Here is a 26,143-nt window from a genome sequence, read left to right on the forward strand (position 1 = left end):
TCGTCGCATGTCCTTAAACTCACAGAAAAAATACATTTTGGACACGCATCGGGCGCGTGATCCTGAACAAACGCTCAGCTTGGTCAAACCACACCTGAAGGCGATGGGTATTACTCGAGTGGCCAACCTGACAGGTCTGGATCGAATAGGCTTGCCGACGGTTATGGTGGCGCGACCAAACTCTCGGTCGGTTGCAGTGTCTTTAGGAAAAGGCTTGTCTCTTAGCGCGGCCCGGGCTTCGGGCGTCATGGAGGCGATCGAGTCCTGGCATGCAGAACAGATTCAACTTCCGCAACAGTTGGCCCGTTACAATGATCTGATCCAGCGGGCCTTTATTATTGACATTGAGGCCCTGCCCCGTGTGATCGGTGGGCGTTTCGATCCAGATCAAGCTATTATGTGGGTTCAGGGCCATGACCTGAATACACAGTTAGACTGTTGGGTTCCTTTAGAGATGGTAGACACGGATTACACCAGTGCCCCAGTAGGAGGGCATTGCGCTTTTCCAAGAACCACCAATGGGCTGGCGTCTGGAAATACGGTGACCGAAGCAAGTTGTCATGCAATCTGTGAAGTGATCGAGAGAGACGCGACAACCCTCTGGCATCATAAGGTAAATCCACATCGAATAGATGTCAGAACAATTGAAGACGAACGATGCCAACTGGCACTGAACATGATCTCACATGCGGGGTTGGAGATTGGTCTTTGGGACACGACGTCTGATGTTGGCATCGCTTGTTTTCGCTGTGTGATCTGCGAACCAGAAGGTAAGTCCGGCCATATTGGCATCGGAGATGGGTGTCACCCGGATCGTGCGATTGCACTTTTGCGCGCGGTGACCGAAGCTGCGCAGACTCGTCTGACCTATATCTCTGGGGCACGGGATGATTTGGATCCGTCAGAGTTTACTGATCAGGCACAAATTGATCGGAGCGCTTTTGTACAGAACCTGATCAAAGAAACCTCTCCGCTTCAGGGTTTTACAGAGTGCGCCTCCTACTCAACTGATTCATTTGATGAAGATATAGAGTTGTTACTGAACCGTTTGCGCGAGGTTGGACTTTCTCAAACAGTAGTCGTTAATCTGTCTCGCTCAGAATTGGATATTTCGGTTGTCAGGGCGATTATTCCCGGTCTTGAGGCCCCGCACGACGACCCAGATTATGTTCCGGGATGCCGTGCGAACGCTGTTGGCGGTGCCCAGTCATGAGTGTCGTTGTATTTGTCGGCCCCACTCTGCCCCGTGAAAGGGTTGCAGAGTATTTGGAGGCCACGATACTCCCTCCGGTTCGGCAGGGGGATGTTTATCGGGCCGCGCGCGACCGACCAAATGCTATCGGGATTATCGACGGATATTTCGAAGGGGTTCCGTCGGTTTGGCACAAGGAAATTCTTTGGGCTATGGAGCAGGGTGTACAAGTCTTCGGAAGCGCCAGTATGGGTGCGCTCAGGGCTGCAGAGCTGTCGGACATGGGAATGATCGGTGTCGGGCAGATTTTCGAAGACTACCGCGCGGATGTTTTGCAGGACGATGATGAAGTTGCCGTCCTGCATGGACCCGCAGAGCTTGGATATCCTGCGCTTAGTGTCCCGATGGTGTCGGTGCGTGCGACGGTGGCAAAGGCGGTGGCCGACGGGCTGGTGTCTTTGGCGAATGCTGATGAAATGCTAGGCGTGGCAAAAAGCATCCATTACCAGCAAAGAAGCTGGGAAAGTATCTGCAAGGCCCTCAGTCATCTTAAGGGTATCGCCGACTTCCAAGCTTGGTTGCAAACCGGGCAGGTCGATGCGAAGGCTGAGGACGCTTGTGCAATGCTTCGAAAGATGGCCGAACACTTGGCCAGATCTACCCCATCATTAGAAAACCCAATTCGAATGGAAAGGACGCTGGTTTGGAACGGGTTGCGCGCCCGGGTTGATGGAGAAACAACCAACGGTCACGCGGTGTTGGATGAATTGCGCCTGAACCCTCAGCTTTTTTCCAAGTTGCGCGAACGCGCCGCGCTAAGCCTATTGGCGCAGGAAGCGGATGTGCGTACTGGAAACTCGCCAGACCGAGACGCGGTCATGCACCAAATGTCGCTCCACCGGGCCAGCGTGGGTCTGCCACGTCATTCCGATTTAATGCGGTGGCTCGATGACAACGATCTAAGTCTTGATAGCTACGAGGCGATGCTGATCGATAATACCCGAATTGAAGAGGCGATTGCCGGTAGAAAAAACCGGATTGAGGTTCAGCTCATTGCTGAACTATGCCGTGCCGGCCGTTATGCCGAGTTTCGCGACCGGGCAAAAGAAAAGGCGGCCTTATCCCTCTCGACCAGCCAAATGGCGAACGCCGAAAGGTTGTCGATGGTGTTGTGGTACTTTGAAACAATACTTGACCGGGACATACCGGATGATTTTGACTCATACGCAGTTTCATTGGGACTTCCCGATCGGGATGCCTTGTTCGATTTGATAGAAGCCGAGTTTTTATTTTGCCATAGGACCGATAGCTCGTCGCCTTCTGACGCGTGATGGACCAGCGAACCAAGCGGGAGGGCGCATTATGAACTTACCCGAAGAAACGGAGAATGAGGAACCGGGCACTCGGTTTTTGCTTTTTCCACAGTCGCCTTTTCTCGAACCTGACGCAGAACTGGAACTGGTCGAGATATCTGCACCACAAGGCAGCATCGGTCCCGGACCTTCTGGTCCGCGTATGTACACGGTGAATCCGGTTGGTAAAACGACACCCTATGGTGCTATTGTTCCAGGTCCCAACGGACCGGGCATGTACCTACCCCCGTGGGATGGACATATACAACCGCCCGCAATGCCAGATGAGCTGGGAAATTTCATCCATATCGACCCATCCGATCCGTCCTTCGAAGCGGCGCATCTTTTCGGTTCCGCTCATTTCACCATGGATGTGTGGCAAGGCTATTTCGACCGCCCCATCCCGTGGCATTTCGCGCGTGATTTCGACCGTTTGGAACTGTCTTTATTGCCCAGTCTCGACAATGCTCATATTGGGTGGGGCTTTCTGGAAACCGGTGGAACACATGAGCACGGTAACGAATACCGGCCCTACAGTCTGAATTTCGATGTCGTGGCGCATGAAATTGGTCACGCCATAATTTATAGCGTGATTGGAATGCCTGCTGATGGCGACGCTTCGGGCGAGTATTACGGGTTTCATGAATCCGCCGCCGATCTGGTCGCGCTGTTGGCGTCTTTGCATTTTGGATCAGTTGTTGAAAAGCTGTTGGAAAACACTCGGGGCAATCTCTACACATTCAACCGTTTGAATCGATTCGCAGAATTGTCCGAAAACGCGCAAATCAGAACGGCGGCTAATAACAGATCCCTCTCGGAATTTGCCTCGGGTTGGTCCAGCGAACATGCCCTTTCTGAGCCGTTGACCGGAGCAATGTTCGACATTTTCGTCGACATCTATCACGAACGCCTTTTGCTACACGGTCTGATTTCACCTGAGGAAGAGGATCTGTCGGACCAATTGGAAGACTCGCCCGATTACAGCGCTATCATGCAAAACGTTTTTGACAAGCGATACGCGGAAAACCCCGAGGGTTTCCGCGTTGCCCTACTTGAGGCGCGCGACTACTTGGGGACCTATTTAGCTGATACCTGGAGCCTACTGGATGCTGATACCCTCAGCTATTTTGGTGTCGAAAAAGCACTAGTTACTGTGGATCAGGAAATTACCGGCGGCGCATTCCGGCAAATAATCGAGGGTAATTTTCGGATGCGCGATATCGGTTTGACGACGGCAGGTCCGCGTTTGCCGAACCCAGACGAAGACAGTCATGCCAACTCGGTTCGAACTTTGGTGCCGGGACAATAAGTAACATCCTTTATTTTTTCACCATTTTGTGGCATGGATTTGAGGGGTGATTTTTGGAACACATTTTCTCGAACTCTTTGTTCGGGTGTTAAAAAAGGGGGAGATGAGGTCTCAGACTCCGTCGATCCCATAGTTGGGAGAGAATATAATGTCTGAGTCCCTGCTCAGTTTTTCAGAAGTGCTATTGTTCGGGCGCGGTGTAGACGATCTTCAAATAAAGAAAGACTACGAAACCGTTCGGGTGGCTTATGTCGACAACGAAATTAATGCCTTGCCGACCATCGGCAACAAAATTGACGATGTCCGTTTGAAAGAAGGCAACAAAGTCCTAGTACAAGTCGACAACGAAGCAATATCAGGCATCTATAAAGCCACGGAGGACACCAACAACGCTGGGTCATTCATTCTGAGCGATCGGGAAGTGTTGGGGAAGGGCCAATTCGTGCTTGTCAGAAAAGGCGATGATTTTCGGCGAACATTCTGGAAACAAACGCTCAAAAACAATCGCGGCTCCCAAAATCAGTTTTTTGAATCCAAGGGAAAACGTCGTCGGGGGCGCGGTGTTAACAACTTCCTTGGTGATCAATTCCTGAACGGTGCAAGATTCGCTAAGATTTTCGGCTTTTCGTACGAGGGTGTGTACTACGAGCTACCAGAACCGACCATGTTCCTTGTGCATGGGCGCGGGGAAGCCGTGAACCGAAAAGGTACCGAACAGAACGCACCCGGTGGACTTGCATCTCGGGCACCCAACAAGCCTGATTTGACCGGGGTTGCAACGGCCGATTATCAGTTCGCTGACGACATTCGTGTCTGGGACTACAACAAGGCCGATTTCACTATTCGCATGGACGTCATGAGCGGCCAGTTTGAACAAGTCCTACTTGATATCTATTTCGGCTTCGATAGCCCGGCGATCAGTGGCGCAAAGGTATCTGGAGCCAAAGTGAGCGGGGCTAAGGTAAGCGGAGCCAAAGTATCAGGCGCAAAGGTTAGCGGCGCCAAAGTAAGTGGGGCCAAAGTTCGGGGCGGCGACTGAGGGTGGCTTACGATCAATGTAGCGAGGGCGCGCTCGACGCGCCCTTTTTCTTTTTCAGAACCCGGCCTTTTTCAATCCTTCGACAAAATGCTGGGTATCGTCTTCCAAACGGTCGGGCATAACCTTGGCCCACCGTTGCAAAGAAAAATTTGGATGCGCTTCACGGTGTTTGTCCGCAATCAACCGGGCCATCTCCATATTGCCCAACTGGGCGTGACTCGCTGCCAGCATTCGTTGACCTTCGGTTGGGTTGTTCATTTTGTTGACGGTTTCGATTACATCCTCGTAGCGGCGAAGGTTGTAATATGCCCCGCCAAGGTGCCACAGATACTGATCCGGGAAATACGGGTTCAGCCGCATTGCTTGTTGCAGATGGGTGATTGCTGTTTCGTTGTCGCCCGAATGCGCCAGCGCGTCGGCATAGTCCGAATGCATATCTGCATCATTTGGGTTCAGCGCCAAAGCGCGCTGGTATGACTGAATCGATGCATCGTGATCTTTGCGATACAGGTGGACATAACCCAGTTCGCCAAACCCACGCGCGTCAGTCGGGTCGAGCTCGATAGCACGTTGTGCAAATCTCAGAGCCTGATCCAACGCGGTGCTTGGGTCTTCGGTCCAGGAATACCGCCAGTCTATATTCAGTGTGCGCGACAGCGCTGCAGCCGCGCGGGCATATCCTTCGTCGCGTTCCAGTGCCGATTGATAGAAGCTTTGCGCCTTGCGATTGTCGTTTCGCGTATACTTGAAGATGTGATGCTGCCCCTGAAGAACCGAGCTGTACGCCTCGAGGTCGGATGGCATCGCCTGGATCATTCGCTGCTTTTCATGGGACTCGATCATAACGGCGGTCGCTGCAACGATGCACTCGGTCACCTCGTCCAATATGTCGAAAATATCGTCGATTCTGCGGTCGAAACGTTCCGCCCAAATCGTCCGTTCGGTGGTGGCGTCCACCAATTCCGCCGAAATGCGAATTCGGCTGGCCGACCGGCGGACGCTGCCCCGCGCGATGTAGCGTACATTCAATCGCTGGGCGGCCTCTTTTGGAGGCATCGATTGTGCCTTGAAAAAGAAAGAGGAGTTTCGCGCGATTATGAAAAGGTTCCTGAACTTTGACAGATTCATGATAATGTCGTCGGTCATGCCTTCGGCAATCCAACTGTCGGATTCATCTCCGCCTTGGCTGCCGAAAGGAAGCACCGCGACGGACGGAGTGTCCGGTCGTTCCAGAACCTGACTCGTGGGCGTTTCCGGGCGCATGGTGCCGGCCATTGTCGCGCCTGCAACTTCGCTGCGCACACAATAGGTCGAGACAGGATTGAGTATGTTTTTTAACTGCTTGGGGCCCAGGAATTCGTAGCCGTACCGCAGCCTGTTGCAGACTTGGTCATAGACTGCAGAGCTGACGTAAACACGCTCGGGTTCTGCAATTTCCTGCAACCGCGCCGCGATATTGACATTGTCGCCGTGAATGCCGCGATCGTCGATCAGAATTTCACCGAGATGAACGCCGGCGCGGAATTTGATTCGCTGATCATCTGTTCGAGTTTCGTTGTGTTGGCTTGCGATCCGATGCAGTTCGATGCCAAATTCAACTGCGCTTGTGGCCGTTTCAAATAAGGCAAGCAGCCCATCTCCACGTACTTCGACGACCCGTCCCTGATATTTTGCACAACATGTTTCAAGATGAGATAGTAACGATTTCAGAGCGTTATATGTGTCCAGCTCATTCTCGCTCATCAAGCGGGAATAGCCGACGACGTCGGCGAACAAAACAGCACCGAGCTTTTGCGTCATTGAAAAATTCGGACTAGAGGTATTCACAGGCAATACTCGTTTAATTGGTGCCAAATAGGCACCCGTTTCAACATATAGAAATTTTTTAGTTTTTTCGACTGTTGGCTGTTTCTACCTTTCGCTGCCTGTTGCCGACCTGGGTGGCCAAGACCAGTTTGATGATGCCGATGCTCCCATTTCCACGAAAGTATCCGTAGATAATTCCGAGGCGAGAACTTCTCTGTGCCGCATCCAGTCGTCCTTTAGGATGCCCACAACAATCATGTCGTGGAACTCTCCATCCGCAAACCACGCTTGCCGCATTGTGCCTTCGACCTGACAGCCAATTCTACTGACAAGGTCACGGCTGGTGTGGTTGTCGGCGCGGTAATATGAAGTCAAACGATTCAAGCCGAGTTGCCGGAACGCAAAGTCAACGATCATTGCGGTTGCTCGGATTCCAACCCCGTGTCGACGTGCAGACTTGTGTACAAACATTGCAACGACCGCGTCGCGATTGATATTTGAAATCCCCTCGAGACCAGCCATGCCCAAGGCTTCTTCTTCCTCGGACTCAACAATGAACCAGCATTTGCAGCCGGAACCTTCAGATGTGAAGGCATCTTTCCAACTGTCTTCAGTCTGGAGGCGGTTTTGGGGAATGCGGGATGTTCGATCAAACAGAGCGAGGTCTTCAATGTTCTGGAACCAAGGCGCGACGGTTTCTACATCAGCCCTTTCCAGCGGTCGAAGTCGAAACATATTTTTCGATTTATCGGACACAGAAGCAATAACCTTTAACGTAAAAAAATAACTATATTGGGAACAGTAGCACATTCCTTGCGTAATTTGTAAGCATCATTGCGAAACTGGCAGCGATCGGCAGATCAATTTTTTAGTCTAAACTGCGTTTTGCAAAACCCAAACGAAATCCGGCCCGCCGAATTGGCGGGCCGGGATAGTCACCGTGAGTGGGTGGTTTTAGTCGTACAGAACGGCCGAGATTTTCGGGTCGTCCATGTTCGACGCGTCGTAGTAGAAGAAACCGGTGTCAATCAGGGCCGGGACTTCTTCACCCTTCAATGCGGATACAGCCGCTTTGACGGTCTCATAGCCGATTCCAACCGGGTTCTGAGTGATCGCACCAGTCATCAGGCCGCTTTTGATCGCATCCTTCTGCGCTTTGCCGCTGTCATAGCCGATGATCACCAGACCTTCGGTGCCCAGTTCCTGCACACCGTTAACAACACCGATGGCCGAGCCTTCGTTGGTGCCGAAGATGCCGTCCAGATCAGGGTTGGCCGTTAGGATCGCTTTGGTAACCTCGGTCGATTTCAGGTGGTCGCCCTGACCGTACTGAACCGTGACAACTTCGATGTCAGGATATTTTTCTTCGATGCGGTTCACAAAGCCATCGCGGCGGTCGATGCCGGTGCGGCTGGTCTGGTCGTGGGCCACAACGGCGACTTTGCCTTTGCCGCCCAGTTTCTCGGCCATCTTGTCAGCCGCCAGACCTGCAGCCGCCAAGTTGTCGGTGGTTGCGGTAGAAAGCGGGATGTCGCTGTCAACACCGCTGTCGAACGCGATGATCGGGATACCCTTGTCATTCGCCTGACGCAGCAGCGGGATAGCCGCCTGGCTGTCCAGTGCAGCAAAACCGATGGCTTTTGGGTTGTTGGCCAGTGCAGCGGCCAGCATGTCGATCTGGCGGTCTACCATGGTCTCGTTGTCGGGGCCTTCAAAGGTGATGGTGACGTTGTATTCGTCTGCCGCCTGCTCGGCCCCGGATTTCACAGCCTGCCAGAACTGGTGCTGGAAGCCTTTGGATACCAGCGGGATATAGATTTCCTCGGCAGTGGCCATCGAGGCCGGGGCTGCAAGGGTGGCAGCGCTCAGCGCCCCCAGAATGAAACGACGTGAAAACATGTTTTTCTCCTCCACAGTTGGTCGTTTATTATTTGGTTTCTTCAGCCGGACTTTTTACGCCGCGCCATGTCGGCATAGACCGCCAGAATGATGATTGCGCCGGTGACAACGGTTTGCCATTCCTGCGCCACGGACAGCACGCGCAGCCCGTTGGTCAGGACCGCCATGATCAGAGCGCCGATCAGTGTCCCTAGAATGGTACCGCGTCCACCCGACAGCGAAGTGCCACCGATCACCACGGCCGCGATCGCCTCAAGCTCGTATCCTAGACCCAGCGCAGGCTGCGCCGAGTTCAAGCGCGAGGCGATCAAGATGCCGCCGATGCCGCAGATTGCGCCCGCCAGAGCGTAAATGCGCATCTTCCAAGCGTCGGTGTTCACACCGGACAAGCGAACTGCTTCTTCGTTCGAACCCAAGGCAAATGTGTAGCGACCAAGAACCGTGCGGCTCAGGATGTACGACGCTGCAATCGCCACCAGGAACAGGATCAGAACGCCGTTCGGGATGGGCAGAGCCGGGAAGATCTCTCCGATCAGCGACCCACGCGAGATCTGGTCAAAGCCCGGCGTGTCGTTGAAATAGATCGGCCGCGTACCCGAGATGACCAGCGACAGGCCTTTCAGGATCAGCATCATGCCAAGCGTGGCGATGAAAGGCGGGATTTTCATTTTGGCAACGAAAGTGCCCGAGCAAAGCCCACAGAACGCGCCCGCCGCGATGGCTGCCGCCACGCCCAGCAGCAGGGGCATCCCCAGATAGGTCAGCACCACGCCTGCGATCACGGCGCAGAAAGTCATCAGCGTGCCCACCGAAAGGTCGATCCCCCCGGTGATGATCACCAGCGTTGCCGCCACTGCCAGCACCCCGTTGACCGAGGTCGCCTGCAAAATGGCGATCATGTTCGAGGTTTGCATAAAGTTTGGCGACGCGATTGAGAAGCCGATCAGCAGCGCGATCAAACTGGCGAATGCTAGCAGTTTTTGATACGCGCCGCTGTCGGACAGTCCCGCGAGTGGTTTCTTCTTTTCAACGTCTGTTGCCGTGGTCATTGTGGTGCCCCCGTTACCTGCATCGCCGCCGCACGTTGGGTGGCCAGATGCATGATGTCTTCCTGAGTGGTGTCTTTTCCGCCGGGCAGAATGCCGGTCAGTCGGCCTTCGCACATCACAGCGATGCGATGGCTCAGGCGCATGATCTCGGGTAGTTCCGACGAGATCACGATGATAGTCTTGCCCTGCTCGGCGAGTTCTTCGAGCAGTTTGTAAATCTCGGACTTCGCACCGATGTCGATGCCCCGCGTGGGTTCGTCAAAGATCAGGATATCGCAATCGCGCAGCAGCCATTTTGCAATCACAACCTTTTGCTGATTGCCCCCTGACAGCAGTCGGACCTCTTGCACGTCCGAGGGCGTGCGAATGCCCAGCTGTGCGATATATCCCTTGGCCGTGGTGCTGATTTCACCGTCATTCAACACCCCTCCGGTGCCGGTGAACAGATCCATCGAAGCCAGCGCGATATTGTCGCGCACGTTCATGCCGGTGGCCAGCCCGAAATGTTTGCGGTCCTCGGACAGATAGCCGATGCCCGCAGTCACGGCATCCTTGGGCGACTTGATCGAAACCTCTCGGCCATGAACGCGGATCGTTCCGCTGTCCTTCCCATCCGCGCCGAAGATTGCGCGCGCAACTTCGGTCCGACCGGCCCCCATCAGGCCCGCGAACCCCAGAATCTCGCCCTTCTGGACCGAGAAGCTGACATCCTTGATCTCTTTGCCGCGATTTAAACCGGACACCTCAAGCGAAACTTCGGCGTCGCCAAGATCAGGCACGTCCAGAGGTTTCTCGTTCACCTCACGCCCCACCATCATGGCGATGATTTGGCTGATTGGTGTCTCAGCCGCGCCTACGGTGCCCACATATTCGCCATCGCGCATCACGGTGACGCGGTCCGCGATCTGCTTAAGCTCGTCCATTTTGTGACTGATATAGACGATGCCCACGCCCTCGGCCTTGAGGCGGCGAATGATCACGAACAGCTCGGCTATCTCAGCATCGTTCAGGGCCGCTGTGGGTTCGTCCATGATAAGAACCTTGGACCGGAAAGACAGCGCCTTGGCAATCTCGACCATCTGCTGTTTCGCAATGGTCAGGCTGCCTACCAGTGTCTTTGGATCCAGCGTCAGGTTCATCGAGGCGAAAATCTCGGCCGTCTGTGCGTTTAGCGCGGCCTCGTCCAGTCTACCAAAGCTCTTGCGGGGCTCTCGACCGATAAAGATGTTCTGCGCTACGGTCAGATCATTCATCAGGCTCAGTTCCTGATGGATGATACCGATGCCCAGATCCTGCGCTTCGCCGGGCGTGGTCGGGCTGACCGACTTGCCTTCGATCACCAGATCACCACCGTCGCGCTGATAAATCCCCGACAGGATCTTCATCAGCGTGCTTTTCCCGGCACCGTTCTCGCCCATAAGTGCGTGAACCTCGCCCGAAAACAGATCGAACTGCACTGTTTTCAGCGCGTGCACGCCGGGGAAATACTTTTCGATCCCCGTCATGTCGACCAGTTTTGTCATGTTCCCTCCCATGCTACCCTCATCCCCCAGGGTGCGTAATTACATTACCGCGCCGATCTGCCAGGGGACGAACTCGACCCCCCCAAATCCAAGCTCTTCGCTTCTAGTTTTCTCGCCTGAGGCAACGCGGATCAGAATTTCAAACAATTCCTCTCCTTTCGCCTCGATGCTGACACCATCGGTGACGATGTCACCGCAGTTCAGGTCCATATCGTCGGCCATCCGTGCGTACATCTCAGAGTTCGTTGCCAGCTTGACGCAAGGCGTCGGCTGATAGCCCGAGACCGAACCCCGCCCGGTGGTGAAAACGATCAGGTTCGCGCCTGAGGCCACCTGCCCCGTCACCGAACACGGGTCGAAACCTGGGCTGTCCATGAAGACAAAGCCCTTCTTGTCCACGATCTCGCCAAACTTATAGACGTCCCGCATCGGAGCAGTGCCGCCTTTGGCAACCGCACCCAGAGATTTCTCGAGTATGGTTGTCAGTCCACCGCGCTTGTTGCCGGGGCTTGGATTGTTATCCATCTCGCCGCCGTTGCGTTCGGTGTAGTCTTCCCACCACTGGATGCGCTCGATCAGCTTGGCGCCAACTTCGGGCGTTTCGGCGCGGCGCGTCAAAAGATGCTCGGCACCGTATACTTCGGACGTTTCCGACAGGATTGTCGTTCCGCCGTGACGCACCAGCAGGTCGGATGCATATCCCAGTGCAGGGTTTGCAGTGATGCCCGAATACCCGTCCGAGCCTCCGCATTGCATCCCTACCGTAATTTCGCTGATTGGCGCGGGTTCGCGCGTCACTTGATTGGCAAGTTTGGCAATACCCTTGATCTCGGCCAAGCCCCGGTCAATCGTGCGCCGCGTGCCGCCTTCGTTTTGAATAGTCATATAGCGCAGAGCACCATCGGGGCGGATCGGACGACCCCCCACCAGATCTGCCACCTGCATGACTTCGCATCCCAAACCGATCAGAAGAATACCCGCGAAGTTCGGATGTTGTGCATAGCCCGCAAGAGTGCGGAACAAGGTCGCGTATCCTTCATCCTTACCGGACATCCCGCAGCCTGTGCCGTGCACAATCGGGACCACGCCGTCTACATTGGGAAACTCGTCAAGCATTCCGGATTTCTCGGCTGCCTCGGCGATGAACCGTGCAACCGAGCCCGAGCAGTTCACCGTGGTCAGAATCCCGATGTAGTTCCGTGTTCCCACTTTGCCATCCGCGCGGTGGTAGCCCATAAATGTCCGCTCTTCCGCAATTGCGGGTAACGCGGTGTTTGCAGATGCGTAGGCATAATCCTGTTGATGCGCGCCCATGCCCAGGTTGTGGACGTGAATATGGTCACCGGGCGCAATATCCGATTTCGCCTGACCAATGATCTGACCATAGCGAATCACGCTCTGCCCTTTGGAAATTGGCGCAACCGCGATTTTATGGCCTCGCGAAATCTGAGAGACCAGCGGAACCGGCACGTCATTGGGCTGCTCGCCTGCTTGCAATTCACGCAGTGCGATAACGACATTGTCATCGGGGCTAAGCTTCACCGTATCGCGAGTCGGGGGCGTGAAAGCCTTTATTTCTTGATCTGCTTGCATCGTTTTCCTGCTTGCTTGCCAGTGATTGCTAAACTGCGATCACATACTTGTCAACTAACATGTTAGTATGCTAGATCAACTTTCATGAATAAACCACAAGATATCGACGCGACGCTTTTGCGTGACATTTCATCGACCGAAGGCTCGTTGGCCAACCGAGTTTATTTGTCTATCAAACGCGCAATCCTGTCTCTGGACTTTGCGCCCGGAGCGAACCTCAGGAAAGCGCCGATATGCGAACGGCTTGGCGTGTCCCGCGCACCGGTTGCCGAAGCCATCGCGCGACTGGATGCAGAAGGGTTGGTGGACGTCGTCCCGCAATCCGGAACCCGAGTTTCTTATTTTTCGATGTCAGAGATACGCGAGGGCATGTTTCTGCGCGAAGCGTTAGAATTGGCGACAATTGCCAAAGTTGCCCGCGACCTAACCGAGGATCAGCGCCGCAGGTTAAGCCGCAACATGCGTTTGCAAGAGCTTCTGGTCGAGGATGAGGATATCACGGGCTTTTATCAGGCGGATGAGGAATTTCATGCTCTGCTGATGGATTTCACGGGTTTCCACCGTTTGGCAGATGTTGCGCAGACGGTTTCCCTTCAGGTTAGCCGCGCACGTATGCTGCTGCTGCCGACACCAGGCCGGATCGTCGAAACGCTTGATGAACACCGGTCGATATTCAACGCAATACTAGAGCGCGATGAAGACATGGCGCAGCAGGCCATGCGCCGCCATATGGGCCAGCTTATGCCCCGGATCGAAGTTTTGCGTCAGGAAAAACCCCACCTTTTCAACTTATCGCTCCAAACCGAACGAGAGGCAGGATGACCGCTTCAACTACAGAATTACTGAACAACCGCACGGCACGCCCTGTACCATTGACCCGTATGGGTTTCGGTGGCGCACCATTGGGGAACCTCTATCGTAAGGTTTCCGACGAAGACGCCCAGGCGGCCCTGCAGGCGGCCTATGATGCGGGTATCCGCTTTTTTGATACGGCACCGCAATACGGGCTTGGACGCTCCGAGCAACGCTTTGGCGAAGCAATCGCCCGCTTCGGGCGCGAAAACATCCAGCTGTCGACCAAGATCGGGCGGCTTCTGCTGGACTGTGAACCGCATGAAGTGACCCCTGAGGCTTTTGTTGACGTGCCGCAAAAGCGGATCGTGTTTGACTATACCTATGACGGAGTGATGCGTTCATACGAGGCCAGTCGCGAACGGATCGGGGTGGCCAACGCGGATATTCTGCTGATCCATGACGTCTGCGTTTTCAGCCAAGGCAGTCAGGAGATGTCCGATGCCAAGGTGCGCGAGCTGTTTGACGGCGGCGGTTACAAAGCGCTGGTAGAGCTGCGTGACGCCGGTGAAATCGCAGCCATCGGAGCGGGCGTGAACGAATGGCAGGTTTGCGAAAAACTACTTGGTCTGGGCGATTTCGATGGCTTCCTTCTGGCGGGGCGCTACACCCTGTTGGAACAAGAGGCGCTGGACAGCTTTTTGCCGCTTTGTGAAAAGCGTGACGTAGGAATTATCCTGGGCGGTCCCTACAACTCGGGGATTCTGGCAACCGGTGCAGTGCCGGGCGCAAAATACAACTACGATGATGCGCCAGAGGAGATTTTGCAGCGCGTCCGCAACATCGAAGCTGTTTGTCAGGCGCACGAGACACCTCTGATCGCGGCGGCACTACAGTTCGTGTTGGGACATCCGTCCGTCAAAACTGTGATCCCGGGCGCGGTAAACGCTGCCGAGGTGCAGGCCAATGTCGCGTTGCTAGATCGCGAGATTCCTGCCGGCCTTTGGTCCGACCTGCGCGGCGAAGGGCTGATCCGGCCTGATGCTCCGCTTCCTTCGGAGGCCGCCGATGCTGCGTGACATCGACCCGATCCTGTCACCCGAATTGCTGCACACCTTGCGTGCGATGGGCCATGGCGATGAAATCGTGATCGCGGACGCCAATTTTCCGGGAACGAGTACAGGACCGCTCTGCATTCGGGCCGACGGATCGTCGGCCAGTGAGATCCTGCGCGCAGTTTTGTCGGTGATGCCACTGGACAATTTTGTGCCGGACCCAGCACTGACGATGCAGGTGGTCGGAGACGCCGATGCTGTGCCAGAGGCGGTCGCGGATTTTCAGCAGATCATCAATGAAACGGCAGACAACCCGGCTGTGGTGCAGGGTCTTGAACGCTTCGCGTTCTATGATCGCGCCGCAACAGCTTTTGCCGTTGTTCAGACAGGTGAGCGCAGGTTGTATGGCAACATCATCCTGAAAAAGGGTGTGATTGGATGAAAATCGACGCGCACCAGCATTTCTGGGCTTTGGCTCGGGGCGATTATGGTTGGCTCACTTCGGAACTGGCCGCCATTTATCGGGACTTTGGTCCGTCAGACCTGGCCCCTTTAATCGAAGCGGCCGGGATTGAAGGGACCGTTCTTGTGCAGGCGGCGCCGACTGTGGCCGAGACGGAATATATGTTGTCTCTGGCTGACCACACGCCTTTTATCAAAGGGGTAGTCGGGTGGGTTGACTTCGAAGCGGAGGACGCGGCCGATCAGATCAAGGCGCTGTCCGCACATCCGGCGCTTGTCGGTTTGCGGCCGATGATTCAGGACATAGCTGATCCCATTTGGATGTTGGACGACGCATTGTCTGCTGCGTTTTTTGCCATTCAGCAGAACGACCTTACATTTGACGCTCTGACTTTGCCCCAACATCTGGCCCCTCTGCGTCAGGTGCTGGCGCGCCATCCCGAGATGCGCGTGGTCATCGATCACGGCTCCAAGCCTTTGATACGCGATGGTGTGATCGACGGATGGGCTCAGGATATGGCGGCCTTGGCGCAGGAAACCTCGGCCTATTGCAAATTGTCCGGCCTTGTGACCGAAGCAGCTGCGGATTGGAGCACTGACGACTTGCGCCCATACGTTAACCACCTCTTGGACACGTTCGGCTCGGAACGCCTGATCTGGGGCAGCGACTGGCCAGTTTGTACCTTGGCCAGCACTTATCAGCGCTGGTTGGATACCACCGACACACTTCTGAGCGATCTCTCGGAAAACGAACGCAATGCGGTTCTGGGCGGTAACGCCGCCCGTGCCTATAACCTCAGGGACTGAAATGACTTCTCCTAAACTGGATTCAGACGGGCTGTGGCTCGGGCGTGTTGAACGCCCCGGTGTTGGCCCTGCTGTCGTAACCCTGCGCGATGGTCAGGTTGTCGACATCACCTCGAAAACTGCACCAACCGTGCGCGACATCCTCGAAATGGACGATGCCGCAGGGTATGTGCGCTCGGCTTCGGGCGAGACGCTCGGGCCGCTAGATGGGGAACATCAATGGCTGGCGCCTTGTGACCTGCAGGCGGTGAAAGCCTGTGGTGTCACGTTCGCCGGCTCTATGGTGGAACGTGTCATCGAAGAGCAGGCAGCCGGCGACCCGGCCAAGGCCGAAGCCATCCGCAAGCGTATTGGTGCCCGTATTGGTGACAGCCTGTCCAATATCGTGCCCGGTTCGGAAGATGCGGCACAGGTAAAGGCGGCGCTTATCTCGGAAGGTCTGTGGAGCCAGTATCTGGAAGTTGGCATCGGGCCAGACGCCGAAGTGTTTTCCAAGGCGCAGGTACTGTCCTCGGTTGGATTCGGTGCGGATGTTGGGCTCCACCCAATTTCGACGTGGAACAACCCCGAGCCCGAAGTCGTGCTGGCTGTGACGTCCAAGGGTGAAATCAAGGGGGCGACGCTGGGCAATGATGTGAACTTGCGCGACGTTGAGGGGCGCTCAGCCTTGCTGCTGAGCAAAGCCAAGGACAACAACGCCTCTTGCGCCATCGGACCCATGATCCGCCTGTTCGACGACAACTTTGATCTGGACGACGTGCGCAATGCCGAATTGACCCTGACTGTTACCGGCCCGGATGGGTTTGTGCTGAACGGAAATTCGTCGATGTCCCAAATCAGCCGTGATCCCGCGGATCTGGTGAAGCAAACCGTCGGGCGTCATCACCAATATCCGGACGGGTTCATGCTGTTCCTCGGAACGCTTTTCGCTCCGACGCAGGATCGAGACACTCCGGGTGGCGGGTTCACTCACAAGATCGGTGACGCTGTCACGATTGCAAACGACCAACTGGGCGCTCTGACCAATACGGTGCGCCTGTCGACGGAATGCCCGGAATGGACGTTCGGGGCGTCTCATCTGATGCGAAACCTGGCCCAACGCGGGCTGATTTAAGGAAAATTTGAACATGTTGACCGGAAAACACCTGATCGCGGGCGAATGGGTCGCGACCGACGCTTCTTTTACCTCGGAACCGGCGCACGGGCCCAGCCACGACTTTTGCGTGGGCACGCCTGCGTTGGTCGATGCAGCCGTCGAAGCCGCTGAAGAGGCATTTGCCAGCTTTGGTTGGTCTTCGCGTGCGGATCGCGCCGCGTTGCTGCGCAAAATCGCTGATGAGATCGACGCCCGCGGCGATGCCATCACCGAAATCGGAACGCAAGAAACCGGCCTGCCCGAGGCGCGTCTGCAGGGTGAGCGTGGCCGCACCGTCGGCCAGCTGCGCCTGTTCGCAGATCATATCGAAAAGGGTCACTATCTGGACCTGCGCCACGACCCGGCTATGCCGGACCGCGCGCCCCTGCCCCGCCCCGATCTGAAGATGATCCAACGCCCGCTGGGGCCCGTCGCCGTGTTCGGCGCATCAAATTTCCCGCTGGCGTTCTCGGTCGCGGGTGGGGATACCGCTGCGGCGCTGGCCGCAGGTTGTCCGGTGGTGGTCAAGGGCCATTCGGCGCACCCTGGCACGGGTGAGATCGTGGCGCAGGCCATTGATGCCGCGATCAAGGCGACCGGTGTGCATCCGGGTGTGTTCTCGCTGGTTCAAGGCGGTAAGCGCGATGTAGGCACTCGTTTGGTGCAGCACCCTCTAGTCCGGGCCGTGGGCTTTACCGGCAGCCTTGGCGGTGGTCGTGCCCTCTTCGACCTGTGCGCGCAACGCGATGAGCCGATCCCTTTCTTTGGTGAGCTGGGCTCGGTCAATCCGATGTTCATCCTGCCTCAGGCCGCCGCTGCGCGCGGGGCCGAGATCGGGACGGGTTGGTCGGGTTCACTGACCATGGGTGCGGGGCAGTTTTGCACCAATCCGGGTATTGCCGTTGTGATCGATGGGCCGGATGCAGATGCGTTCCAGTCGGCGGCCGAAACCGGCCTGTCCGCTGTTGCCAACCAGACCATGCTGACAGACGGGATTGCCGCCGCGTATCGCGACGGCGTATCGCGCGTTGCGTCCGGCACCGGCGTGACTCAGATCATTGGCACCAGTTGCGAAACCCGCGACGCGGCACCCTATCTGTTTACCGTCTCGGGCGACGATTGGCTGGCCGACCACAAGCTGCAGGAAGAGGTCTTTGGCCCTCTGGGTATAGTTGTACGTGTTCGCGATGCCGACCAGATGCTGCAGGTGGCGCGCGCCATCGAAGGTCAGTTGACATGTACCCTGCATTTGGACGCGGGTGATACGGCCGACGCACAGGCGCTGCTGCCCTTGCTAGAGCGTAAAGCAGGGCGTCTGCTGGCCAACAGCTTTCCTACCGGGGTCGAGGTGTGTGATACCATGGTGCATGGTGGCCCCTACCCCGCGTCGACCAATTTTGGTGCAACTTCTGTGGGCACGCTGTCGATCCGTCGCTTCCTGCGTCCGGTCTGCTATCAGGACATTCCTGTCGCTCTTTTGCCCGAGCAGATGTAACCTAAGGCAAGTCCGCCCGCTCCCATTTATGATGTATATGGCGACCCTTCTTTGGGATGCCGCTGTCGTCGGGGGCGGGTAATCACAGTTTAAAAGGATGGTGGAATGAAACTGCTGCGCTACGGACCCACGGGTCAAGAAAAGCCGGGGCTTTTGGACGGAAACGGCGCGATCCGTGATTTGTCGGGCGAAGTCGGTGATATCGCAGGCGCCGCGCTGAGTGATGACAGCCTCGCACGTTTGCGCGCGATCGACCCTGCAACTCTGCCGCTGGTCGAGGGCGACCCGCGCATCGGTGCCTGTGTGGGCCAGGTTGGCAAGTTCATTTGCATTGGCCTCAACTATGCCGATCACGCCGCAGAATCGGGCATGGATCTGCCCGCCGAGCCGGTGATTTTCTTCAAGGCCACATCCGCTATTATCGGACCCAATGACACGGTCGAAATCCCGCGCAACTCGGTCAAGACCGACTGGGAGGTCGAGCTGGGCGTGGTGATCGGAAAAGAGGCCAAATACGTCTCGGAAGAAGACGCGCTGGACCATGTGGCGGGCTATTGCGTCGTCAATGACCTGTCCGAGCGTGACTTTCAGCTGCACCGCTCGGGGCAATGGGTCAAGGGCAAGTCAGCCGACACGTTTGGCCCTATCGGCCCCTGGCTGGTGACCCGCGATGAGGTCGCGGACCCGCAAACCTGCCGATGTATCTTGAGGTCAACGGGCACCGCTATCAGGACGGCTCGACCAAGACGATGCATTTCGGTGTGGCGACGGTGATCTCGCACCTGTCGCAATTCATGTCGCTGCAGCCGGGGGATGTGATCTCGACCGGGACGCCTCCGGGTGTGGGCATGGGGCAAGACCCGCAGACCTATCTGAAACCCGGTGACAAGATGGAGCTGAGCATCGAGGGACTGGGCGTGCAGCGACAGGATGTCATTCAAGGCTAGAGCTGGTCCCAAAAACTATTAAATCGCGACCCCGGTTGGTACTTGCCAGCCGGGTTTTTGTTTGTTGGAGCCCTCTGAAAGAAGTTCAGTTGCTCTTGCCCCATTGGTGCCGAACCGGCCTACGGTTCTTAGTGACCCTACGAAACGAACCTGCAGTGTCCTGCCATGTCGATTTTTCGTCCTCTTCTGACATTGAACGATACGCGGATCGCCTGCAGACAGAATTTATGATCGGCGGGTCACGGTTTTGCGTATCGCGACCTGTCACCGGATTGAGCGTTTTGCGCGGTTTTTTGGAGGAACAATCAGTGACCGAAATCACATCTGAAGTCATTTGGCCCGATATGGGAGTGGAAATTAACCCCGATAGCTATAGCTCGGTGGTCGAGATGTTCGAGCAGGCCTTTCTAACCTACTCGGAAAAGACGGCCTATGTCGGTCTGGGCGGTAGCCTGACCTATACGGATGCAGATCGGCTATCGCGCGATTTTGCTGCGTATCTGCAATCGAAACTGGGCGTCAAAAAGGGTGACCGCATCGCGCTTATGGTCCCGAATATCCTGGCCTTCCCGATTGCCATGCTGGGTATCATTCGCGCCGGAGGCGTTCAGGTGAACGTCAACCCGATGTACACGCCGCACGAATTAGAGCATCAGTTGAACGACGCAGGCGCCGAGATCATCGTGATCTTCGGTGGTTCGACTCCGACACTGGCAGAGGTTGTCGACAACACTCCGATCAAGACTGTGATTACGGTTGATCTGGGCGACATGACAGCGACGCCGATCCCAAGTCCGGCTGCGGACACGCGCCTGAGCGAAACGCTGAGCTTTGCCGAGCTAGTAGAAGAAGGTGAGGATCTGGAATTCAATCCGCCTGTCATCACTGGTGATGACCTGCTGTTCCTGCAATACACCGGTGGTACTACGGGCCTGTCCAAAGCCGCCGTTCTATCACACCGGAATCTTGTCGCGAATACTGAGCAGACGAAAGCCGCTTTGCCTGAAGCCATGCGGCACGGCCAAGAGGTCATCGTTACCCCGTTGCCACTGTACCATATCTTTGCCCTGATGGTGAATATGATCACCTACAGTTCGATCGGGTCGACTAACTACCTTGTGGCGAACCCGCGTGACCCGGAACAGCTGATCTCGGCTTACCTAGACAGTGGTTTCACTGTCTCAACCGCTGTGAATACGCTTATTGCCGGGCTATGCGCACATCCGGGCCTGAAGGATGTCGATTTTTCGAACTATCGCGCAATGATCGGCGGCGGTGCCCCTGTCCAAGAGGCCGTTTCGAACCGCTGGAAAGAGATCACCGGGCACCATGTTCTGGAGGGTTATGGCATGTCTGAGACCTCTCCGGTCTTGACCCTGAACCCAATGGGACAAGATGAGTTCTCGGCCGCAGTGGGATATGCCCTGCCGTCGACTGACATCATTCTGCTGGATGATGAAGACAACAGGGTCGGTGTTGGCGAAGCCGGCGAGATTTGTGCCAAAGGCCCTCAGGTGATGCAGGGTTATTGGAACCGCCCGGAAGAAACCGCATCGAACTTTACCGAAGACGGTTACTTCCGCACCGGCGACATCGGGGTGCGGGACGAGAAGGGCCTGATCAAAATCGTTGACCGCAAGAAGGACATGGTTCTGGTTTCTGGCTTTAACGTCTATCCGAACGAAATCGAAGCCCATGTGGCCATGCTGGACGAAGTGGCAGAAGTGGCCGCAGTCGGCGTTCCAGACGAAAAGACGGGCGAGGCAATCCGGTTGTTCCTTAGCGTCACGGAAGGGTCTGACCTTACGTCTGAGCAAGTCATCGAACATTGCCGCAAAGGACTTGCCGGATATAAAGTTCCTAAACAGATCAAGTTTTTGGATGAGCTGCCCAAATCGACAGTGGGTAAAATTCTCAGAAAAGACCTGCGGGGTTTGTAAGCCATGAGCGACGACAAGACGTTTCCCATCGACTACACAGTCGAGAATATTGAACAGCATGTGGGCCGAACCTTCGGCCCCAGCGCTCCTGTTACGGTGGACCAGGACCGCATTCAGGGCTTTGCCGATGTTACAGGTGATCAGCAGTGGATTCATGTTGATGTTGAGAAGGCTGAAAAGCACAGCCCGTTTGGCGGCCCGATTGCCCATGGCTATTTGACGTTGTCACTGTTGGCTGCGGCGCAGATGGGCCTTGGGATTGTTCCTGACGGCTGCAAAGGCGTCATGAACTACGGTTTGGACAAGGTTCGGTTCCTCGCACCTGTTCCCAGCGGGGCAGCGGTCGAGGTTTCGGCAATTCTGACCGGAGTCGAAGTCAAGAGCGGCGGTCGTATTCTTATCAGATCCACCGTTACGGCTCGGGTCGCTGGGCAGGAAGATCCGGCCTTGATCGCCGAAACTCTGGCGATGGCCTTTACCTAATTTCTTAGAATACGGAAGGACATTGAAATGTCTGACAAAGACTTCAAAGACGACGGGTTTGCCGGAGCGATCTCAAATTTCTACAGCGCTATGGCAAAGCAACCCATGGAGTTCATGCGCATGGGTATGAACACTGGGAACCAGATGTTTGGCATTTTCAGTGGCCTTGGCCCTACTCAGGACGCTCCTGCCGACAAACGTTTTGCGGATCCGGTTTGGGAAAGCAATCCGGCTTACCGTTCGCTAAAACAAAGCTACTTGGCTTGGTGCAGCAACACGATGAACTGGATTGACGAGCTGGATCTGGATTATCGCGACGCCGAGCGCATGAAGCTGTTGACGGGGACGTTTCTGGATACGTGGTCTCCGACCAACGTGCTGATGGGCAACCCGTCGGCTATGAAAAAGACGCTTGAGACGGGCGGTGAAAACATCGTTGCCGGGATGCGGAACTTGTTGGACGATGTTGTCAACAATGGCGGCATGCCGTCTTCTGTAGACCGGTCCAAATTCGAAGTGGGCAAGAACCTCGGTATCAGTAAAGGCGACGTTGTTCACCGTGATGAACTGCGCGAACTGATTCAATATTCGCCTCAGACCGACAAGGTTAAAGGTACTCCGATCCTTATCGTGCCGCCTCAGATCAACAAGTTTTATGTGTGGGATCTCTCACCGGAACGCAGTCTGGTCGAGTTTTTGGTGCAGCAAGGGTTCACTGTTTTCATCGTGTCGTGGCGCAATCCTGGCTCGGAAGACGCTGACTACGGTCTGGATGACTACGTGCGGTCGCTGGACGATGCCTCAGAGATCGTGACAAAGATAACCAATTCGCCAAAAGTTCATATCGCGGGTGCGTGTTCGGGGGGGATCACGATGTCGATGCTCCTGAGCTATTGGGCGGCCAAAGGGATTGACCGAGCAGCCAGCGCAACCTTCCTTGTGACCATTTTGGATACGGACGGCGCGGCCAACACCTCAATGGGCCTGTTTGCCAACATGGAGATTCTTGAGCTGGCAAAGACAATATCGCGCGCCAAAGGTGTGATCGATGGGAATGATCTGGCCAAGGTCTTTGCATGGTTGCGTCCCAACGACCTGATTTGGGCATATTGGATCAACAACTATCTGATGGGTCAGAACCCGCCAGCTTTTGACATCCTGTTCTGGAATGACGACACCACCAATATGTCCGCTGGTTTGCATAGCGACTATATGGACCTGTTGCAGGCCAACGGCTTGAAATCCGGAACGGCCGAGGTTTTGGGCGAAGCGGCGGATTTGTCCAAAGTCACCTGCGATTCCTACGTTCTGGGTGGAACTACAGACCACATCACGCCTTGGGATGGTTGCTATCGTACGGTGCACATGCTGGGCGGGACGTCAGAGTTTGTTCTCAGTTCCAGCGGTCATATTCAGGCCATCGTGAACCCACCTTCCAACCGCAAGGCCAAGTTCCGCCGCATGGTCAATCCGCCGGAATCGACCGAAATGTACCTTGAAAACAGCACGGAGGTTGACGGCACGTGGTGGCTGCACTGGGTTGAATGGATGACCGAGCGGTCTGCCAAGGAAAAAGCAGCGCCCAAATCGACTGGGAACAAAGATTATCCGGCCATTTGCGCCTCACCCGGTACCTATGTCCATCTTGAAGCGGGTAAGGCATGAATATAGAATCCCAGCAGACAGAAAAAGCAAAGATGGTCATCCGCACAGCGGATGTATGGGGTCGGCCCGTTCGCTATGCGGATTACCATCCCGAATCCGCCGGACAAACGCTTTTGCTGTTTAACGGTATTGGCGCCAACATCGAAAGCGCCGAACGTTTTATCACCAGCTTCGAAAATGTCCGGGTCATCATTTTTGATGCGCCCGGCGTCGGAGGAACGCCGACACCGACACTGCCGTATCGATTGTCACATGTCGCAGATATGGCTGCGTCGCTTCTTAATCAGCTTGATATTGACGACGTCCATGTCTTTGGCGTGTCATGGGGTGGCGGCGCGGCACAGCAATTCGCGCACATGTATGGCAACCGTGTTCTGTCTCTTACGCTTGCTGCCACGGCTGCGGGCGCGATCATGATCCCGGGATCTCCGAAGACGTTGCTAAAGATGGTCACGCCCAAGCGCCACAGTGACCCAACCTTTATGATTCAGAACGCTTTGACTTTGTATGGCGGTACTGTTGCCGTGCAGGAAGAGTTGATGCGCGAATTTTCCGAGGCTCTGGATCACGGAACACCTGTTGGATACATGTATCAGCTGTCGGCGATTGTCGGTTGGACCAGTTGGCATTACTTGCCCAAGTTGAAAATGCCGGCCCTGGTTCTTATGGGCGAAGACGATCCAATTGTTCCCGTCGCCAATGGCCGTATCCTGGCCAGCCGTCTGGATCGTGGCAAGTTGGAAGTCATGCCCTGCGGTCACTTGTTTATGGTGACCATGCCGGTCGAAACTGCCCAACGGGTCGAGCGTTTTATCTTCGAACCACACTAAGGATAGCTTGGCATGGGACAACGAGAATTGGACCTGCCGGCTATGCGAAAATTCGCAACGGGAACGCTTGTTGTTCTTGTTGCGATTTATCTGGTGACATTTGTACCAACGGATCCTGGCTGGCCTGTTAAACTTTTGCGCGCTGCCGCCGGTGCTGGAATTGTTGGGGGATTGGCAGACTGGTTTGCAGTTGTTGCGTTGTTTCGGCATCCGCTGGGTTTGCCGATTCCGCATACCGCTCTGTTGCCGCGAAATCAGTCGCGAGTGGCCGTCAATGTCGGGCGGTTCATCGAAGAGAATTTCCTGCAGACCGACTTGATCCTGGAAAAGCTGAAGGGCAGCGCCATATCCGCGAAACTTGCGGTCTGGTTGCTGCGTGAAGGCCAATCAGGATACTTTATAGAAAGACTTTTGCAGGGTGTCGTGCAGGTCTTGCGGGCCGATATGCCTGACAAATTGATGCGAATGCTCAGTAAGCTGGTTCGAAAGCTGACAGGAGAGGCTGCCGGGAACCCCAAAGTCGCAAAAGAACTGTCGAAATTGTTGCAACGGGGCCTAAAGGGCGAGACCCTGACGGAGATTGTTGAGTTCCTGCACGAAACGGTTGACCAGAATCGTGGGGCAGTCGAACGGCTTGTACGTGACAACAGCCGGTGGTGGATCGCATCGAGGCTGGATCGCAATGCCTCGGAGTTGATTGTCAATGGATTGCTGTCGGTCCTTGAAGACCTGGCAAAGCCTGATAGCAAGCTGCGTAAAGATTTCGAAGACTCTGCCGTTCAGGTGCTTGGCGATTTTACCAAAACGGATCACCTTCAACACGTTATTGAAAACGCTGCCGCTGACTATTCGGGTACGGTAAGTTTCGAGCATAACTTGCGGGCGCTGATTACAAGTATGAAAGGCAAAATGGCGGATTATCTGGAAAGCGACGAAGCTGTCAGCGCCATCCAGACATACATACGACAGATGGCAGAACGTTTGGTCCATGATGAGGCGCTGCAGCAAAAGCTCGACGCATCCATTGCCGACTTTGCCGCGCGCATGATACCAGAAGCCCGACCTTATATTGGTGAGTTTGTCGCTCAGACAATATCTGGTTGGGACCCAGATTTGCTGGTCGAGCGGTTCGAAACCGAGGCTGGGAAAGACCTGCAATTCATCCGTATCAACGGCGCTTTGCTGGGCTTCGGGATCGGCGGCATTCTTTTTACAGTTGAACACCTGATCGGATAACAAAAAACCCCGGCGCGAGGCGGCGCCGGGGTATCAACACGTAAACCGTGTTGATCTTATTTCTTGTCGGCTTTTGCGACAGCGTCTTCAACTGCGCTGAACAGAGGTGCCAGAGCTGCTTTGGACTGCTCTTCTGCGATGTCGCTCAGCTCTTTGATCTGGCCGCTGACGGCTTCGATCTGCTTGGTCACAAAGGCTTGCTGCAAAGATGCGACATTGGCGATGTTCGGAGCTTTCGCGATGTTGCGGCCATGCTCGACAGTGTTGTCCAGGTTGGCGCGCAGGAAGTTGATCAGCGCACGGTCAAATGCGACGACACCGTCAAAGGTCTTGCGAACAGTTTCGTTTGCAACCGAACCATACTGGGTCAGGTTTTCGCTGTAACCTTTGAAGTTGCTGGCAACATCCTTGTATGAGGACGTGATCGAATTCACCATCGAGGTGACGTTGTTTTCTTCAGCTGCGGGTGCCTTGGCAGCGGTTTTTACAGTAGCCATGTTGGCCTCCTTCCGGGTCTGATTTCGTTGATACTGT

The 26,143-nt window shown here is 55.5% G+C and carries 22 protein-coding genes and 1 pseudogene; 16 read left to right on the top strand and 7 right to left on the bottom strand.

Features of this window, described 5'->3' with window-relative positions:
* Window positions 1–7 precede the first annotated feature (7 nt).
* From ACR3EG_RS02650 to ACR3EG_RS02665, 4 genes are all read left to right on the top strand, one after another.
* The gene (locus ACR3EG_RS02650; protein WP_480482674.1) at window positions 8–1,213 is read left to right on the top strand and encodes a YcaO-like family protein; all 1,206 of its coding nucleotides are present in this window, start codon (window positions 8–10) and stop codon (window positions 1,211–1,213) included.
* Window positions 1,210–2,523: a TfuA-like protein gene (locus tag ACR3EG_RS02655; protein WP_480482676.1), complete on the top strand. Its 1,314-nt coding sequence runs from the start codon at window positions 1,210–1,212 to the stop codon at window positions 2,521–2,523. The genes ACR3EG_RS02650 and ACR3EG_RS02655 overlap by 4 nt, the downstream gene beginning before the upstream one ends.
* 31 nt (window positions 2,524–2,554) lie before the next feature.
* The gene (locus ACR3EG_RS02660) at window positions 2,555–3,853 is read left to right on the top strand and encodes a gluzincin family metallopeptidase (protein ID WP_480482678.1); all 1,299 of its coding nucleotides are present in this window, start codon (window positions 2,555–2,557) and stop codon (window positions 3,851–3,853) included.
* 148 nt (window positions 3,854–4,001) lie between these two features.
* Window positions 4,002–4,892 carry a hypothetical protein gene (locus ACR3EG_RS02665; protein WP_209196228.1) on the top strand — a complete coding sequence of 297 codons (891 nt, stop codon included), beginning with the start codon at window positions 4,002–4,004 and terminating at the stop codon, window positions 4,890–4,892.
* A gap of 54 nt (window positions 4,893–4,946) precedes the next feature.
* On the opposite strand, the gene ACR3EG_RS02670 is transcribed toward ACR3EG_RS02665, so the two are convergent.
* From ACR3EG_RS02670 to ACR3EG_RS02695, 6 genes are all read right to left on the bottom strand, one after another.
* Window positions 4,947–6,692: an adenylate/guanylate cyclase domain-containing protein gene (locus ACR3EG_RS02670; protein ID WP_209196227.1), complete on the bottom strand. Its 1,746-nt coding sequence runs from the start codon at window positions 6,690–6,692 to the stop codon at window positions 4,947–4,949.
* A 111-nt stretch (window positions 6,693–6,803) separates the two neighbouring features.
* Window positions 6,804–7,454: a GNAT family N-acetyltransferase gene (locus tag ACR3EG_RS02675; protein WP_480482680.1), complete on the bottom strand. Its 651-nt coding sequence runs from the start codon at window positions 7,452–7,454 to the stop codon at window positions 6,804–6,806.
* A gap of 198 nt (window positions 7,455–7,652) precedes the next feature.
* Entirely contained in the window at window positions 7,653–8,597 is a 945-nt protein-coding gene (locus ACR3EG_RS02680) for a substrate-binding domain-containing protein (RefSeq protein ID WP_480482682.1), read from the bottom strand.
* Between the two features lie 41 nt (window positions 8,598–8,638).
* Window positions 8,639–9,646, bottom strand: coding sequence for an ABC transporter permease (locus ACR3EG_RS02685; protein WP_170355083.1), 1,008 nt, complete (start codon window positions 9,644–9,646; stop codon window positions 8,639–8,641).
* Window positions 9,643–11,169 carry a sugar ABC transporter ATP-binding protein gene (locus ACR3EG_RS02690; protein ID WP_480482684.1) on the bottom strand — a complete coding sequence of 509 codons (1,527 nt, stop codon included), beginning with the start codon at window positions 11,167–11,169 and terminating at the stop codon, window positions 9,643–9,645. The genes ACR3EG_RS02685 and ACR3EG_RS02690 overlap by 4 nt, the downstream gene beginning before the upstream one ends.
* A gap of 39 nt (window positions 11,170–11,208) precedes the next feature.
* The gene (locus ACR3EG_RS02695; protein WP_480482686.1) at window positions 11,209–12,762 is read right to left on the bottom strand and encodes a UxaA family hydrolase; all 1,554 of its coding nucleotides are present in this window, start codon (window positions 12,760–12,762) and stop codon (window positions 11,209–11,211) included.
* Between the two features lie 84 nt (window positions 12,763–12,846).
* Here ACR3EG_RS02695 and ACR3EG_RS02700 point away from each other — a divergent pair, with 84 nt between their 5' ends.
* The 12 genes and pseudogenes from ACR3EG_RS02700 to ACR3EG_RS02755 all read left to right on the top strand — a co-directional run bounded on the left by ACR3EG_RS02700 (window position 12,847) and on the right by ACR3EG_RS02755 (window position 25,609).
* Window positions 12,847–13,584: a GntR family transcriptional regulator gene (locus tag ACR3EG_RS02700; protein ID WP_480482688.1), complete on the top strand. Its 738-nt coding sequence runs from the start codon at window positions 12,847–12,849 to the stop codon at window positions 13,582–13,584.
* Window positions 13,581–14,633 (top strand): aldo/keto reductase, encoded by a 1,053-nt coding sequence (locus ACR3EG_RS02705; RefSeq protein ID WP_480482690.1) that lies wholly within the window; start codon window positions 13,581–13,583, stop codon window positions 14,631–14,633. Before ACR3EG_RS02700 ends, ACR3EG_RS02705 begins: the two co-directional genes overlap by 4 nt.
* Window positions 14,623–15,051: an RbsD/FucU family protein gene (locus ACR3EG_RS02710; RefSeq protein ID WP_170355079.1), complete on the top strand. Its 429-nt coding sequence runs from the start codon at window positions 14,623–14,625 to the stop codon at window positions 15,049–15,051. Before ACR3EG_RS02705 ends, ACR3EG_RS02710 begins: the two co-directional genes overlap by 11 nt.
* Window positions 15,048–15,878 carry an amidohydrolase family protein gene (locus tag ACR3EG_RS02715; protein WP_480482692.1) on the top strand — a complete coding sequence of 277 codons (831 nt, stop codon included), beginning with the start codon at window positions 15,048–15,050 and terminating at the stop codon, window positions 15,876–15,878. Before ACR3EG_RS02710 ends, ACR3EG_RS02715 begins: the two co-directional genes overlap by 4 nt.
* Before the next feature lies 1 nt (window position 15,879).
* Entirely contained in the window at window positions 15,880–16,992 is a 1,113-nt protein-coding gene (locus ACR3EG_RS02720; protein WP_480482694.1) for a fumarylacetoacetate hydrolase family protein, read from the top strand.
* A gap of 13 nt (window positions 16,993–17,005) precedes the next feature.
* On the top strand, window positions 17,006–18,508 hold the full coding sequence (locus ACR3EG_RS02725) for an aldehyde dehydrogenase (NADP(+)) (RefSeq protein WP_480482696.1): 1,503 nt from the start codon (window positions 17,006–17,008) through the stop codon (window positions 18,506–18,508).
* Between the two features lie 105 nt (window positions 18,509–18,613).
* A pseudogene (locus ACR3EG_RS02730) lies at window positions 18,614–19,455 on the top strand (fumarylacetoacetate hydrolase family protein).
* A gap of 308 nt (window positions 19,456–19,763) precedes the next feature.
* Window positions 19,764–21,395 carry an AMP-binding protein gene (locus tag ACR3EG_RS02735; protein ID WP_480482698.1) on the top strand — a complete coding sequence of 544 codons (1,632 nt, stop codon included), beginning with the start codon at window positions 19,764–19,766 and terminating at the stop codon, window positions 21,393–21,395.
* A 3-nt stretch (window positions 21,396–21,398) separates the two neighbouring features.
* Complete coding sequence (locus tag ACR3EG_RS02740) at window positions 21,399–21,878, top strand: MaoC family dehydratase (protein ID WP_480482700.1); 480 nt, start codon at window positions 21,399–21,401, stop codon at window positions 21,876–21,878.
* A 27-nt stretch (window positions 21,879–21,905) separates the two neighbouring features.
* A complete protein-coding gene (locus ACR3EG_RS02745) occupies window positions 21,906–23,543 on the top strand; it encodes a PHA/PHB synthase family protein (RefSeq protein WP_209196216.1) in 1,638 nt (545 codons plus the stop codon).
* On the top strand, window positions 23,540–24,373 hold the full coding sequence (locus ACR3EG_RS02750; protein WP_209196215.1) for an alpha/beta fold hydrolase: 834 nt from the start codon (window positions 23,540–23,542) through the stop codon (window positions 24,371–24,373). Before ACR3EG_RS02745 ends, ACR3EG_RS02750 begins: the two co-directional genes overlap by 4 nt.
* 12 nt (window positions 24,374–24,385) lie before the next feature.
* Window positions 24,386–25,609, top strand: a complete 1,224-nt coding sequence (locus ACR3EG_RS02755; protein WP_480482703.1) for a DUF445 domain-containing protein — start codon at window positions 24,386–24,388, stop codon at window positions 25,607–25,609.
* 56 nt (window positions 25,610–25,665) lie between these two features.
* On the opposite strand, the gene ACR3EG_RS02760 is transcribed toward ACR3EG_RS02755, so the two are convergent.
* Window positions 25,666–26,106, bottom strand: a complete 441-nt coding sequence (locus ACR3EG_RS02760; RefSeq protein WP_480482705.1) for a phasin family protein — start codon at window positions 26,104–26,106, stop codon at window positions 25,666–25,668.
* Between the last annotated feature and the right edge of the window lie 37 nt (window positions 26,107–26,143).

The sequence above is a fragment of the Ruegeria sp. AM7 genome (assembly GCF_056535965.1).